Source organism: Paenibacillus macquariensis, assembly GCF_900156375.1.
In the GTDB taxonomy this organism is placed as follows: domain Bacteria; phylum Bacillota; class Bacilli; order Paenibacillales; family Paenibacillaceae; genus Paenibacillus_AQ; species Paenibacillus_AQ macquariensis.
Window position 1 is genome coordinate 110,027 of record NZ_FTNK01000006.1, and the last position, 14,993, is coordinate 125,019.

The 14,993-nt window shown below is 39.3% G+C and carries 16 protein-coding genes; 10 read left to right on the top strand and 6 right to left on the bottom strand.

Features of this window, described 5'->3' with window-relative positions; translation table 11 throughout:
- Positions 1-16: 16 nt before the first annotated feature.
- On the bottom strand, positions 17-838 hold the full coding sequence (locus BW961_RS12925) for a hypothetical protein (RefSeq protein WP_068580220.1): 822 nt from the start codon (positions 836-838) through the stop codon (positions 17-19).
- Positions 839-1,501: 663 nt separating this feature from the next.
- Between BW961_RS12925 and BW961_RS31205 the strand changes: the two genes are divergently transcribed.
- The 5 genes from BW961_RS31205 to BW961_RS12950 all read left to right on the top strand — a co-directional run bounded on the left by BW961_RS31205 (position 1,502) and on the right by BW961_RS12950 (position 4,455).
- The gene (locus tag BW961_RS31205; RefSeq protein ID WP_068534875.1) at positions 1,502-1,741 is read left to right on the top strand and encodes a hypothetical protein; all 240 of its coding nucleotides are present in this window, start codon (positions 1,502-1,504) and stop codon (positions 1,739-1,741) included.
- Positions 1,742-1,983: 242 nt separating this feature from the next.
- Positions 1,984-2,313, top strand: a complete 330-nt coding sequence (locus BW961_RS12935) for a PadR family transcriptional regulator (RefSeq protein WP_068580222.1) — start codon at positions 1,984-1,986, stop codon at positions 2,311-2,313.
- Complete coding sequence (locus BW961_RS12940) at positions 2,306-2,863, top strand: DUF1700 domain-containing protein (RefSeq protein WP_068580224.1); 558 nt, start codon at positions 2,306-2,308, stop codon at positions 2,861-2,863. Before BW961_RS12935 ends, BW961_RS12940 begins: the two co-directional genes overlap by 8 nt.
- On the top strand, positions 2,860-3,714 hold the full coding sequence (locus tag BW961_RS12945) for a DUF4097 family beta strand repeat-containing protein (RefSeq protein ID WP_068580225.1): 855 nt from the start codon (positions 2,860-2,862) through the stop codon (positions 3,712-3,714). The genes BW961_RS12940 and BW961_RS12945 overlap by 4 nt, the downstream gene beginning before the upstream one ends.
- Positions 3,715-3,828: 114 nt before the next feature.
- A complete protein-coding gene (locus BW961_RS12950; RefSeq protein ID WP_068580227.1) occupies positions 3,829-4,455 on the top strand; it encodes an FMN-dependent NADH-azoreductase in 627 nt (208 codons plus the stop codon).
- Between the two features lie 99 nt (positions 4,456-4,554).
- On the opposite strand, the gene BW961_RS12955 is transcribed toward BW961_RS12950, so the two are convergent.
- Positions 4,555-5,223: an HAD family hydrolase gene (locus BW961_RS12955; protein WP_068580229.1), complete on the bottom strand. Its 669-nt coding sequence runs from the start codon at positions 5,221-5,223 to the stop codon at positions 4,555-4,557.
- Positions 5,224-5,421: 198 nt separating this feature from the next.
- Between BW961_RS12955 and BW961_RS12960 the strand changes: the two genes are divergently transcribed.
- On the top strand, positions 5,422-6,402 hold the full coding sequence (locus BW961_RS12960) for a YpdA family putative bacillithiol disulfide reductase (RefSeq protein ID WP_068580231.1): 981 nt from the start codon (positions 5,422-5,424) through the stop codon (positions 6,400-6,402).
- Positions 6,403-6,423: 21 nt separating this feature from the next.
- Complete coding sequence (locus BW961_RS12965; RefSeq protein ID WP_068580232.1) at positions 6,424-6,867, top strand: DUF441 domain-containing protein; 444 nt, start codon at positions 6,424-6,426, stop codon at positions 6,865-6,867.
- Between the two features lie 90 nt (positions 6,868-6,957).
- On the opposite strand, the gene BW961_RS12970 is transcribed toward BW961_RS12965, so the two are convergent.
- Positions 6,958-8,664 (bottom strand): ABC transporter ATP-binding protein, encoded by a 1,707-nt coding sequence (locus BW961_RS12970; RefSeq protein ID WP_170878565.1) that lies wholly within the window; start codon positions 8,662-8,664, stop codon positions 6,958-6,960.
- Between the two features lie 215 nt (positions 8,665-8,879).
- Between BW961_RS12970 and BW961_RS12975 the strand changes: the two genes are divergently transcribed.
- On the top strand, positions 8,880-9,395 hold the full coding sequence (locus BW961_RS12975) for an ADP-heptose synthase (RefSeq protein WP_068580236.1): 516 nt from the start codon (positions 8,880-8,882) through the stop codon (positions 9,393-9,395).
- A gap of 86 nt (positions 9,396-9,481) precedes the next feature.
- Here the strand turns inward: BW961_RS12975 and BW961_RS12980 are convergent, their stop codons facing one another.
- Positions 9,482-9,781, bottom strand: a complete 300-nt coding sequence (locus BW961_RS12980; protein WP_068580239.1) for a HesB/YadR/YfhF family protein — start codon at positions 9,779-9,781, stop codon at positions 9,482-9,484.
- 341 nt (positions 9,782-10,122) lie between these two features.
- Positions 10,123-10,290 (bottom strand): hypothetical protein, encoded by a 168-nt coding sequence (locus BW961_RS30520; protein ID WP_156510093.1) that lies wholly within the window; start codon positions 10,288-10,290, stop codon positions 10,123-10,125.
- 96 nt (positions 10,291-10,386) lie between these two features.
- Between BW961_RS30520 and BW961_RS12990 the strand changes: the two genes are divergently transcribed.
- Positions 10,387-12,144 carry an ABC transporter ATP-binding protein gene (locus BW961_RS12990; RefSeq protein WP_068580242.1) on the top strand — a complete coding sequence of 586 codons (1,758 nt, stop codon included), beginning with the start codon at positions 10,387-10,389 and terminating at the stop codon, positions 12,142-12,144.
- Positions 12,145-14,232 (top strand): ABC transporter ATP-binding protein, encoded by a 2,088-nt coding sequence (locus tag BW961_RS12995; RefSeq protein ID WP_068580244.1) that lies wholly within the window; start codon positions 12,145-12,147, stop codon positions 14,230-14,232.
- Positions 14,233-14,407: 175 nt separating this feature from the next.
- Here BW961_RS12995 and BW961_RS13000 read toward each other — a convergent pair whose 3' ends face one another.
- Positions 14,408-14,890 (bottom strand): hypothetical protein, encoded by a 483-nt coding sequence (locus tag BW961_RS13000; protein ID WP_068580562.1) that lies wholly within the window; start codon positions 14,888-14,890, stop codon positions 14,408-14,410.
- Positions 14,891-14,993 lie beyond the last annotated feature (103 nt).

The window sequence follows — 14,993 nt, forward strand, 5'->3', positions numbered from 1 at the left end:
TGATTTTCACCTCACATCAGGATTGTGAAGACTCCTTCAACCACATTAGTAACATATTTTGAAATTTTTTCTTATTCGTTGGACTAGCTACAAGCCAGTCCTGGTCACTTTTTATACTTTGGCGAACCAGCCAGTTTACCGAACCATTCATTAAAAATGCGGCTTGCTGTGTCTCCCATGTATGTCCTGTCCATATCGAGAGATGGAATTCACCTTCACCCGAACGAAATTTCAAACATTTTGCCAGCAAGATCGAACCTTCTATATCATCCGTTACTTCAGCAAACTTACGACTTAATATATCAACATCAAGGGCATGAGATTCCTCATATAATCCATTGAAATGTTGCTGGGAGAAGAATAATGCAGGCATGTCGGTATAAGAACCATCTTGCATATCTATCTCGTCCATTATCCTTGAACAAGCTTCTTCAATCGTCCCTAGATCGTCCAACCTATAACTTGCCGTAAGTTCATTACCTTTAGTTACGCGTACCACCTGTTCATTCGTAACATGAAGGTAACTTTCGCATGTCTTGCCATAAACACTATATTTGATCCAACAAGCCCGCTCAGCTAAACAAGCAATAGCAACCCTCGAGAATACAGCAGGTGGCATAGACAGCTGAACCTCATTCTTTTCCCTAATTAAATAACCCTTTTCAAGTAATATAGTTTTGGTCTTATGCCATTCACAAGCAATTTCTTCTGCCAACTGTCCTTGAAAGGGATCTTCAACACCAAGAAAATGGTCTGAGCCCAATATCCCTGCTAGAAAAAAAAACTCCTTATTATCTAGTATAATTGAGTCTTGCTTAGAAGCATGAGTTGAGAACATTATGAGCCTCCTTTCCAAAAACCACAACATGCCATATGTCGCTAATTTTTTAACACTTTTCATAGTGTTTCAAAGCTCTCCATACGAAATTGCGGCTTTATCCCTATTAGAATCTCCAATACATAGTAATCTTGACCCTTTGAAAGATAGACACTCTATTAAACTTCTCATTGATTCCATAAAAGTTTCAAAAAAAGTAGTTATTAGTGGTCTTCCTAGGTCGAACGCATCATGACGATTATTGATATATGGAACATAATGGTATTACCTATTACCATTCTAGTATTATCACAGTCAATAAAAATACATTCTTACAATATTGGCTTATTCGAGTTGATATTCCCCACCACACAAGCTACTTCATCATGATGATGTCGTGAACTTTCTACATTTAAATGTAACATCCATCTAAAAGCCAGTCAATTTGCCTCATTGTATTCATAAAAACTATTACATAATACAATAATCACAGCTATTTATTACACATAAAATGGTTATAAAGGCTTTTCATAACTGCATCTAATTTCATTCTTTGGATTTCGTTCACAACTTGGACTAACTCTAGTATTCTTTTAATTATTTAGCTGTTTATAATCTTCTTTTAAGGTGATTTTAAGAAAAAATCAATAGAATTAGGTTTATGAAAGGAATAGGGTGATTTCAATGACCATGTTAATCAACTTTCAAAACAAATTAGTACCCGTGTATTTTAGCACAGAGAATAAACAGCCTGTCCAAAAAACGTTAAGACTACTTAGTCATACACTTGAACTTAAAATTCAAAATGGCAAAAGAGCATTAAAAAAATGCCTGGACTCTCTTATAAGCATCGAAATCGTAGGTTCAGAAGCTATTCTACACAGCAAGAGCGAGGACGATTCATTAGCTTTATCCCTTTATTAGACTTGATTGCTATGAATCGAACACAACAATACCCACAATAGTAAAGGCACTTTCCATTGAGTTGGGAGGTGTCTTTTACTATTGTGGGTATTTCCATTTTCCACTAATTGTATTATCCCATTCCGGTATGTTGCATTAATCAGTACCACCTATTATACTGTACTTATCATTAGTGTTTAATAATCAGTACTGCATACACAATACTACTACTTCATCACCATACAGAATAGAGGTCACCTACCATGGATGTAAGTGTACAATTTAAAAAAGGAGTATTAGAACTATGCGTACTCGTCCTTATTCAACGTAAAGATCAATATGGCTACGAGCTTGCACAGTCTATCTCTAAGCATATTGAAGTGGCTGAGGGTGCCCTTTATCCTCTACTACGCAGATTAGTGAACGACAACTATTGCACAACTTATTTACAAGAATCCACTGAGGGTCCCCCTCGCAAATATTACCGAATTACGCCTCATGGTAAAACCTACTTAACTAACATCGTCTTTGAATGGAAGGACTTTGTTACGAATGTGTCCAATCTAATTGAGGAAGGAAACGAGTATGAATAAAAAACAATATTTATCGATATTGCAAACCCATCTTACCTCCATTTCAGAAGTGGAGAGAAAAGAATTACTCACTGACTACGAATCCCATTTCACCTATGGTATGCACAATGGGAAGACTGAAGAGCAAATTGCACATGAGCTTGGAGACCCTTTCGAATTAGTAAGAGAAATTGTTGGAGATCGATTTACGATACAAGACCCCTATGTGAATACAAAGAAAACGGTATCTATCCCTCGCAACATTTTTATCTATATAGGTCTCTTCTTCATTAATATTGTTATCGCCCCGTTAATGATTGGACTCTGGTCTGGATGGATAGGTCTATGTGCTGGAACATTGGGAGCTCTACTCAGTCCCCTTCTGCTTATTCCTGAATACATCATTAATCATACCTTTTCCATGGCGAAGTTATTTGCATCTATAGCGGGAATAGGGATAGGTCTATGGTTACTTATAGCCGTCATGTTTACTTATAAAGGGCTATTAAATATGAGTAAATCTTACCTTAAATGGAATATGAACGTTAGTAGAAAGGGGATTTCAAAATGAATAAAAAAATCTTCACGTTGGCGATCGTAGGTTTAATTCTAGTCATTGTAGGAATCGTAGGAATGTCTTCTAATCAATTTAACTTTGGAGATAAGCTTAAGGATTATAACAAGAAGTGGACAATAGATAACGGCACCTTAAGTCATCTCATTGTAAATAGTGAATACAACACGGATATTGAATTTATTCAAAGTACAGACGGTACACAAAGCATTGAACTAACAGGCCTTTTTGAAGATAAAGTAATCTCCCAACTGAACCAAATCCATCCTCAGAACGGAGAATTCGAAATCTCCATGGTGGATGATAGTATCCAATTCTTTAGCATTTCATTCAAATCTCAAAAAGCAACGCTGACCGTCTCATTACCTGATCTAAATCAACTTCAAGAAGTTGGTATTCATTTCACATCAAGTAATGGGTTCGTAACTAATATGAGTGCCAACAATATTGACATCACATCGAAATCCGGGAATTTAAACCTCAAATCCGTCTTCGCTAAACAACTAAGAATAGAGGCTAATTCCGGTAATATAACTGCTTCAGATATCCAAGGCAATGCAAACTTCTCTATTAAATCAGGAAATATGGATATTATCAATTACGCTGGAGAAGGTACGTTTAAGGCCAACTCAGGAAATATCGAATTAATACAAAAAGGAGCCTCCTCCTTAGATATTTCAGCTAAATCCGGTAATGTAACGCTAACTGCCGATCCTAATTTCAAAGGTTTCTACGATGTAAATGCCAATTCCGGTAATATTCATTCACCTGAATCGTTAAGATTATCTAAGGATTTGATTAAGGTTCGCACGAACTCCGGGGATATCAACATCACACAAAATAACTAAACAGAATACAATCCATTTTTAAACTTTTGACAAGTGCCAAAATACCAATTAGTATAGTACTATACTATTCATAGTAAATAATAATTGGTTAGCAAAAAAGGAGATTCATACATCATGGCACAAGTCTTATTTGTAAAAGCAAACAATCGTCCCCAAGAACAATCCGTAAGTGTTCAGCTCTATCATACTTTCTTGGAAAGCTACAAACAGTCTAATCCTAACGATGAAATCGTAGAACTTGATCTATTTGCAGAGAACCTTCCATACTATGATAACACGATTATTACTGGATTATATTTAGCAGCACAAGGTATTGAAGCGACTGCAGAACAAAAAGAAGCTGCTGACAACGTATCTAAATACTTGAATCAGTTCCTAGCTGCTGACAAAGTCGTATTTGCATTCCCATTGTGGAACATGACAGTTCCTGCAGTACTTCACACATATATCGATTATTTGAACCAAGCAGGTAAAACTTTCAAATATACAGCAACAGGTCCTGTAGGCCTTGTGACTGACAAGAAGGTTGCTATTCTTAACGCACGTGGTGGCGTTTATTCTGAAGGTCCTATGGCTGCGGCTGAAATGGCTGTTAACTTCGTATCGTACAACATGAATTTATTTGGCGTACAAGATGTGACTAAAGTTATCGTTGAAGGGCATAACCAATCTCCTGACCAAGCAGCAAATATTGTTGAAGCAGGCATGAAACAAGCTTCAGAAGCAGCTCTAAACTTCTAATATTATTCAATCATTCACATATGACAAGACCTTTGGCTGTTTACGGTGTTTCACCGTAACAACCAAGGGTCTTGTTTTTATTGCTATGAAATTTCATATTCATAGGATTCCTAATAATTCATTCAATTGATCGATCGTTTTCCATGGCTTCATACCCAGTGAATCGTCCCATCCATGGAAACGACGTAACCATATTCCACGGATACCCACCTGACTTGCTCCCCAAATATCGTTCCTTGGGTGATCTCCAACAAAGATTGTATTCTCAGCTGCAACTTCTAGTTTGTCTAACGCCATTTGGTATATCCGTCGATCCGGCTTTTTCATACCTGCATCTTCAGACACAATCACAGTATGGAATTGTTCACCTAGTTGAAGCAGACTCATTTTTCCATACTGAATTTGATGTTTACCGTTCGTCATAATCGCCATAAGATAACCTTGACGCTGACAATAAGCTAGAACCTCATCTACATCATCCATTTTACATGCGTGAGTCATATAATGTGTGTTGTAATACGATTCAATCTCCGATGCTGTAAGTGGGTTTTGCCACGGAAGACATTCAACCATCTCCTCAAAGAACGCTTGTTTATCGCGATACCCATCCGCATCTCTAACTTTCAAATCAGCTACGATTTCAGCTTGTGTCACCGGATCTAAATGTCCCAAATGATCATTCACAAACTGTTCTGAGTATTTACGAAACGTCGTATCTCGGTCCATTAGTGTATTATCTAAATCAAAAATGATTGCTTTGATATGCAAATGTAATCTCTCCAATCCCAATAGGCGATCTTTATTCTTATCATTACGTATTACCCCATTTAAATCATACCCTATTATACCAGATCACTACAGTTAGCTATATCCACCCTCTACATTTCTGGCAATCAACTCATATTTAAGGTAGAATTATTATGTTTTTAGTAACTCAGATCACACGATCATCTAAGGAGGTTCATCATGCAAGATGTCATTATTATTGGAGCAGGTCCTTGTGGACTTTCAGCAGCTATAGAATGTAACCGTCGTGGACTCACGACACATATTATCGAGAAACATCACATTGTCCGTTCCATATATCTATATCCAACATATATGCAGTTCTTCAGTACAGCGGAGCTACTCGAAATTGGTGATGTTCCTTTTTCCACACCAAATGATAAACCATTTCGCCATGAGGCTCTTTCCTATTATCGCAAAGTAGCATCACATTATAACTTGAACATTACATCATATGAAGAAGCTATCTCTATTGAACGTCATGAGAACGGATCGTTTACCGTGCATACGAAAGACCGTCGTGGTCATGAACTCCATCGTGAGGCGAAGCATGTCGTGATTGCAACCGGATATTTCGATCATCCGAACTACATCGGTATTCCAGGAGAAGACTTGCCCAAAGTGACTCACTATTTCCGTGAAGCACATCCTTATACAGGTACAAAGGTAACCATCATTGGAGGTAGCAACTCAGCGATTGATGCAGCTATGGAACTTGTCCGTGTTGGAGCTGAAGTTACCATCGTATACCGTGGTAAGACCGTGTCAAATAATATCAAGCCTTGGGTTCGCCCTGTATTTGAAAATATGGTCAACAAAGGGAGTGTCATCCTTCATTTAGATTCCAGAGTGACGGAGATTAGAGAAGATGCTGTCATCGTTACAACGAATGAAGGGCAAGAATCAATCGTGGATAATGATTTTGTTCTTGCACTCACAGGATTCCATCCAGATCGAGCGTTGCTAGCATCCTCTGGCGTACAACTAGGTGGCGATATGGAGAAACCAGTCTTTAACCCTGATACTATGGAAAGCACCGTACCTGGACTGTATGTAGCAGGCGTTATCGCTTCAGGTAGTAATGCCAATGAAGTGTTTATAGAGACAGGTCGCATACATGGACGTCTGATTGCTGAACATATACACACTGTTCAGCATTAGAATGAAGGAGTTGATCGATTCATGGATATCACATCGCTTATTCTGTTAGGGATGGTTGGATTAGGAATCGTAAGTAGCAATACCCCAGTGACTATCGCTATGATCGTACTACTTCTATTGCGGGTTACACACCTCACCGTTGTGTTCCCGTGGTTAGAGAAGTATGGATTAACCATTGGTATTATTATCCTTACGATTGGTGTCATGTCTCCGCTCGCAAGTGGTAGTATCAGCCTGACGACGATCACAGGATCGTTCCTACATTGGCACTCCTTGCTCGCTATCGGCATCGGTATGTTAGTTGCTTACCTTGGAGGTCGTGGTGCTACACTAATGGGAAGTAACCCAACTATTGTTGCAGGCCTGCTCGTTGGAACGGTACTCGGAGTTGCCTTATTTCGGGGTGTTCCTGTCGGCCCGCTTATTGCCGCCGGAATTCTTTCTTTATTGATCGGTAAGTCTTAGAACAATTTATTTAACGCATTAAATATATAAGGGAGTGTCCCCAAAGCCATGAAAGATGACTTGGGACACTCCCTTATATGTTATCTCAGTTTAACTTTCTAAATGTTGAACATTGTACAATCGAGCATAACTTCCATCCAGTTCCATTAATTCATAATGCGTTCCACGTTCGGTAATACTTCCATTCTCTAGAACGACAATTGTATCTGCGTGTGTAATGGTAGACAAGCGATGTGCCACAATTAGCGTCGTGCGGTTAGATGAAAGAGACTGCAAGGATTGCTGAATCAAATGCTCGGACTCTAAATCTAGCGCGGACGTTGCTTCATCCAGTACAAGAATATCAGGATTCTTCAAGAATACACGTGCAATCGCTAAGCGTTGCTTCTGACCACCTGACAATTTAACACCACGTTCTCCAACTTCCGTATCATAACCTTTGGGCAAGTTCGTAATGAAGTCATGAGCATTCGCTGCAACCGCAGCTGATATAATAGCCTCTTCATTCGCATGTGGATTACCTAGTAGAATATTCTCCCTCACAGACCCACTGAACAAGAAGTTATCTTGCAGAACCATCCCAATCTTGCTACGCAGGCTCTCCTGAGTTAGTTCACGAATATCGATATCATTCAGCAATATTCCGCCTTCTTGAACGTCATAGAACCTAGGAATAAGACTGATCAGGGATGATTTTCCGCCACCGCTCATACCGACGAATGCAACCGTTTCCCCTGCTCTGATATCTAAGTTGATATCTTTCAGAATCCAATCATTCTTCTCATTATATTTGAACCATACATGGTTAAATGTAATCTTCTTAGCCTGACCTTCCAGAGTCTTGGCATTCGGAGCATCTACAATATCATAAGGCTCATTCATCAATTCCATCACACGATCTAACGATGCAGACGCTTGGGTTAGTATCGTAGATGAACTGATTAAGCGTCTAAGTGGTGCGTACAATCGGTCTAAGTAAGCGAAGAATGCCACAAAGGTTCCTATTGTCAGATTACCCTGAATCACTTGATAACCGCCATATCCAATGACTAGAATCGGTGAAATGTCCGTGATCGTATTAATGATCGCAAATGTGATCGCATTCCACCGTGTCTGTGCTAACGCCTTATTGAGGAAATTACCATTGGTACCTTCAAATTTATTCTGGTCGTATTTCTCCAATGTAAAACTACGTATCACAGATATCCCTTGAATACGTTCGTGTAAATAAGATTGAATACCCGCTAATGCTTGTGATCGATCTTTGGTGAGCTGCTTCAACCTTTTATACAGAATCTTGACTGCAATAGCATACAGGGGAAGCATCGCGATAGCGACGAAAGCTAACATAGGGTTCATTGAGAATATGATGACTAATACGAATACTAACGTGAACATATCCAACCAAATATTCATCATACCTACTTCAACAATATTTTTGGTCTGTTCCACGTCATTGATGAACCGTGATATGGCTTCACCAACCTTGGTATTCTGATAATATCGAAGAGACAATTTTTGTAAATGCGCATACAATTTATTACGAAGATCAAATAATATCCGATTTGTAATCAACTGAGCGAAATATTGACGGAAATATTCAACAGGCCCTCGAACAACAACAAACAATACCAGCGCTCCACCAAGAATAAGCGTCAATTGTGATATTTTTTCTTGCACAGTAAGCGTTGACGCGATTAATAGATCATCCACTACATATTTCATAATCATCGGTAATGTCAACGGAATGGTGAATTTAATCATTCCTATAATCAGTGTAAGTATTATTAATTTCATATATGGCTTAATAAACTTAAAGTAAGCTATCCAATGTTTCAATGAATATAATTCCCCTTTCGCTAGGACAACTCTGATTTTCTAATGTCCTAACACTTCTATTATGTAAATTTCAAGTCCATTAAATCCGATATTTATTGAAATACTTTTAAAAAGGTTGACTTTCCCCTCCTATAATGTTTTTATATCAACATATCCGAATCAGGAGGAATACCGTGTCCAGACAATTTATAATAGAAGCTGCCATGGTCGCTTTCTATGGTGAGCTGCTACAGCCATCCGAATCCGTTGAATATATCATTCCCTATACAAGCATTCTTGAATTATATGAACTTCAGAGCACAAGCGACATCATTATGAGTAATTTAGATCAAGATCAACACGTCAAACAACAGATGAAACAATTAACGACTTATCTTGAGGAGCCTCTTAATCGCAAAAAAATAGAGCGTGCATTGCAAATTCCATGGGCTAAAAGCACTTCCATCCCTCTTGGAGATTCAATCATAGTCACGGTTATCAATGCCGTAGACACTGAGGCTTACGGTGAGGATTTCGATCCGATAGAAACAGAACTCCTCTTAACTGCACAACGACTACAAATACCGATTCTCACCGATCAATTCGAGTTCATTCAACGAATTATCGAAGGAGGTCTTCCCGTTCAAGTCTTTGATATTGAAGATTTTCAATTTGCCATTGAAGATAATTTCTTCACGCCTCACCCATAAAGCATATACACGCAATCAAAAACTCCTTTCCTTACGGAAAAGGAGTTTTTGTATATAACTTAATAATAATGAATGCTATTGCAGGCTTACGCTTGAATTTCTTCATAAATATACTCAATATCATCATGCGACGCTACATAGTCAACGACTAAATGATATCCTTTAAGATACCATAAATCCCGCTCTTCCAAAAAAAATCGAATACCTTCGACCTCTTGAAACAAAATATCTTCACTAGGTTGTTCAACAGAAATACCGAGTGAGAATCCTGGATGTAAACCGCCACCGGAACTGTAACGCGGGAAAAAACGTACAGAATCACCTTTGTTTAAATGTAGTTCTCTAATATACCAACGAGCTGCGTCCGAACTCATTCGAATATTCATGAATCTCACCTCCTTTACATATCTATATTCCTTTTAAGTGTCTTTATATCATACCTGAACCTGCGCGAAAAATACATACAGCGCTGATTATCTTACAATTTATTTGGAACAGGAATAAACAAGCTCTTCCAAGTAGAAACGGCTATGCCGTCCTTTTCAAAGACGGTACCCGTTTCAGCAGAAATATAAGGAATAGAGTATCAAGTGAAACATATACTTTCTTATATTTCAAAAAAGGTTTGACAACTTTATACACATGATGATAACATTTTGCCATACAAGATTCACAAAATTTGCTAAAGAAAGGGTGAGTAAAGTGTTCAATACAAAGTTCAGAGGACTTATGCCTCAGCAGCATCTTCAACAACTACAACTGAATACTGGAGTAACCCTGCTGGTGAATTCATTCTAACCCAAGTCTTATGTGTTTCATAAGATTTTTGAACTGAATATCCTTTAGCTACGGTTGCTTCAAAACAACCGTACGCATGATAAGTTAGCATTTTCAAGACATATCGTCCGTTCACGGATGGTATGTCTTTTTTGATGTTCAGCTTTGGGTGATGAATCCATCAGCATTTTCAACTTGAGAGGAAGTGATTGTTTTGTTTTCTGTTTTAAAAAAGTTAGGATGGTTTTTCCGTCAAGAAAAAAAGCGTTACGTAATTGGTATGCTCATGCTGATCTTAGTGGGCTTTGGTGAGTTATTGCCTCCACGGTTATTAGGAAATGCGATTGATGATATTGTTACTGGATCAATCACAGGCCCTTCGCTCATGCGATATATCGTTTCGATTATCGTTATTCTTGTAGTAATTTACATCATCACTTACATATGGATGCACAAATTATTTGGAGGCGCCAACTTGATCGAGCGAATTCTTCGTTCACGGTATATGAATCATTTACTTAGCATGACACCTCCTTTCTTTGAGCGAAATCGTACGGGTGATTTAATGGCTAGAGCGACCAATGACCTTCGGTCCGTCTCTGCAACAGCTGGTTTTGGGATATTAGTTATGACCGATTCAACGATTTACTTGCTCAGTATTCTTCTTGCCATGGGGTTTATTATTAGTTGGAAGTTAACGTTAGCCGCCATTATCCCTCTACCCTTTATTGCGATTGCGATGAAAATTTATGGAAAGATCATTCATGAACGTTATACCTTAGCACAAGATGCCTTTGGCGATATGAATGACCAAGTTCTTGAATCTGTTGCAGGTGTGCGGGTTATTCGCGCTTATGTTCAAGAAAGAGCAGATCAACAACGTTTCAAGACCATAACCGATGATGTGTATCGCAAAAATATGAACGTAGCTAAGGTTGATGCTTATTTCGAGCCTACCATTCGTCTTTGTGTCGGACTAAGTTATGTGATTGGACTTACCTTTGGTATTTATCTCGTGTTCAAGAATGAAATTACCCTTGGAGATCTCGTATCTTTCAATATGTACCTAGGAATGATGATTTGGCCTATGTTTGCTATTGGAGAGCTCATTAATATTATGCAACGCGGTAGTGCCTCACTGGATCGTGTCGATGAAGTGCTAAACGTTATTCCGGATATTGTAGATGTTGCTCATCCTACGGTTGTTCAAGATCCAGATCGTATTGAGTTACGCAACGTTACATTCCGTTATCCAACATCCACAGTTGATAATCTAAAGAATATTCAATTAACACTTCAAAAAGGGCAAACGCTTGGCGTAGTTGGTCGTACCGGCAGTGGTAAATCTACCTTGCTTAAGCAACTCCTACATGAGTATCCAACTGGAAGTGGAGAACTTCTCATCTCGCGAGTATCCATCGACGAAATCGCTAAAGACCAACTTCATAGTTGGATTGGATATGTTCCGCAAGAACAAATATTGTTCTCCAAGACTGTACGTCAGAATATTCAGTATGGATTACGAGGGGCAAGTGATGAAGTCATCATGGATGCTATCGCTACTGCCGCATTTGATAAAGACCTTATAACACTATCTGATGGACTGGACACCCTTGTCGGCGAAAAAGGTGTCGCACTTTCCGGTGGTCAGAAACAACGTGTTGCCTTAGCAAGAGCATTCATTGGAAATCCTGAGATCCTCATTCTAGATGATGCATTATCCGCAGTCGATGCAAGAACTGAGGCACGCATTATAGAGAATATCCGACTCAAACGTGCTGATAAAACAACTCTTATATCTACCCACCGCTTATCTGCTGTGGAACATGCGGATTGGATAGTTGTGCTTGAGGATGGAAGTATCATTGAGGAAGGTACACACGAAGAGCTGATCGCTTATGGCGGTTGGTATCTAGAACAATATGAACGTCAACAAGTGGAGAATAAACTCACCACAGAGGAGGTGTCTTAATTGAACGTAGGAAAACGCTTATTCCAATATGCACTAACGGCTAAAATCACATTCATTGCCGCCATCATTACATTATGCTTAGGTGTCGCTGCCGAACTAGGTGGCCCTTTCATAGCTAAGACAATGATTGATGACCATATGCTAGGCATTGAGAAGCCTTTCTTTGAGACAGATTCACCTGCATCAGTAGGGGCCGTAGCGTATGAAGATAAATATTTCAAACGTGGCGATCGATTCGCCGAGAATGAGATTAAGGGTCAAGAAGTTCGTATTCTTCAAAAAGGGAAGAACTTCTACTTCATTAACCAAGCCGTTGATGAAGCAACTGGCAAAAGAGCCGTTGTTAATGGTCAAATGACGATCACTAACGGGTCTGTTCAGAACATTTATCCAGTCAAGGCATTGAGCGTTGATCAGATATTCGATTTCTACAAGCCCGAAATCCCAGGTATCATAAAGCTCGTAGGCGTATATCTCCTCTTACTACTCGTCACGATATTCACTGAATTTGGCAAAACCTACTGGCTACAATCAGGTGCTAATAGGGTGATTCAGAAATTACGTACAGACGTTTACGCTCATATTCAACGTCTGCCTGTTAACTTCTTTGATAACTTACCCGCAGGTAAAGTGGTCTCACGGATCACGAATGATACAGAGGCTGTTAAGGACTTGTTCGTAGCTGTCCTTTCCAACTTCAGCACAGGTATCGTCTATATTTCAGCAATTTATGTCGCATTATTCCTGCTTGATGTACGTCTTGGACTTGTATGCCTGTTCATTGTACCTATACTAATCGTCTGGATTATTCTGTATCGTAAATTCGCTACAAGATTTAATACGATCATTCGGTCTCGTCTGAGTGAGATTAACGCCATCATTAATGAATCGATTCAAGGGATGTCTATTATTCGTGTATTTCGACGTCAGCAACAAACCAATGATGAATTTGAAGCATTAAATCAAGATTACATGAAATACCAGAATAAAATGCTTAACCTGAATTCATGGACTTCTCATAATCTAGTTAATGTGTTGCGTAATTTTTCATTTGCTGTCTTGCTAGCGTATTTTGGATATGGTTCAATAACAGGTTCGAATGCTGTATCACTTGGTGTACTTTATGCCTTCGTCGATGTACTCGGTCGACTATTCCAGCCTATTACAGGCATGGTGAACCAACTTGCTGCACTTGATTCCTCTATGGTATCTGCAGGAAGAGTATTCGAACTCATGGATGAACCCGGTGAAGACGTTACCGATGGCCAAATGCCTCGCTACAAAGGAAATGTGGCATTTAATGATGTATCTTTTGCTTATAAAAAAGACTACGTCCTCAAAAATATCTCCTTTGAAGCAAAACAAGGTCAGACCGTTGCATTGGTTGGTCATACCGGTTCAGGCAAGAGTTCTATCATCAACTTATTGTTCCGCTTTTATGATCCACAGAAAGGTTCGATCACGATCGATGGCCAAGAAGTGACGGATATCCCTAGACAATGGTTACGTCATCATATGGGCATTGTGTTACAGGATCCGTATCTCTTCACAGGGACAGTGGCTTCTAATGTCAATCTTGAGAATGAGCAAATAACGCGTGCTCAAATTGAGAAAGCCTTATGCGATGTAGGTGCTGAGCGTATCCTTGCCCACTTACCTCAAGGCTATGACGAACCGGTTGTTGAGAAGGGAAGCACGTTGTCCGCTGGTCAACGCCAATTGATCTCCTTTGCAAGAGCACTAGCTTTTGATCCAGCAATCCTCATTCTCGATGAAGCAACTGCCAATATTGATACAGAGACGGAAAGTCTCATTCAATCGGCGCTCGAGGTTTTAAAGAAAGGTCGTACAACGTTCATTATTGCTCATCGCCTCTCTACGATCCGTAGTGCAGATCAAATACTGGTATTGCATCGTGGTGAGATCGTCGAACGAGGCAGTCATGATGAACTTATGGAGATTGGTGGTAGGTACTTCCAGTTGTATCAACTGCAACAAGGGAACACTTTAGCCACTCCCTCTACATCTGCAGTTAAGCAAGTTGCTTCAGTCAATCACAGCCAGCCATTACCAAGTGGCGTGTTATAAGTCGGGGATTCCTGCTACCACAATAGATCAGAGATCAAAAATAGCAGGTCAAGGATAACCTCCTTGGCCTGCTATTTTTAGTGAATCAATCATTTTCAGAAAATCAGGTGTCTCATCAGAAGTTAATCTACTTTTGGGACAACCCCTTTTAGTGTAGTTAAAGGTTCATCATTGTCTATGATTTATCAGAACGAGTTGGAGTAAAGTCCTTTTCCAGCCCTAGTGTTCGATATAATTCTCGAGAATATCCTTGAAGCTTCCGTTCCAACGCTTGCGCCTGATCTTTAAAACTCGTCAGTTCTCGAATCATACGAGATCGACCTGCTGGACTAAAGGTATCTTGAATTCGCTCTTTGAAATAATCATGGACAATATAATTACGCTGTTTCCATACTTCTTTTAATTGAATCGTTTCTTCTTCCGAGAACGGAAAATAATGCTGAATCTCCTGCACTAATTGTCCTAGCGAACTACTTAACTTACGTTGATAAAGTTCGGTGAAGTCTTCTTCTGATGGAATTTTTCCTTGTGATAGCTTCATGAGCATCAATAAGTTAGCCAGTTGTTGCTCCAAAGCTTGCGAATAGTATACAGCAAGTCCAAAATATGCGAATACATCCTTAGAATGATCACTATCGAGCAGTTTTTCTTTTCCCATGCTTTCCGCTCCATTCACTATCAACACATACAACATGTGCAAGATGATATGCTTTGCTTTGTTACTCCTTATGTTAAAGGAATAAGCGGAATCAATCAATATA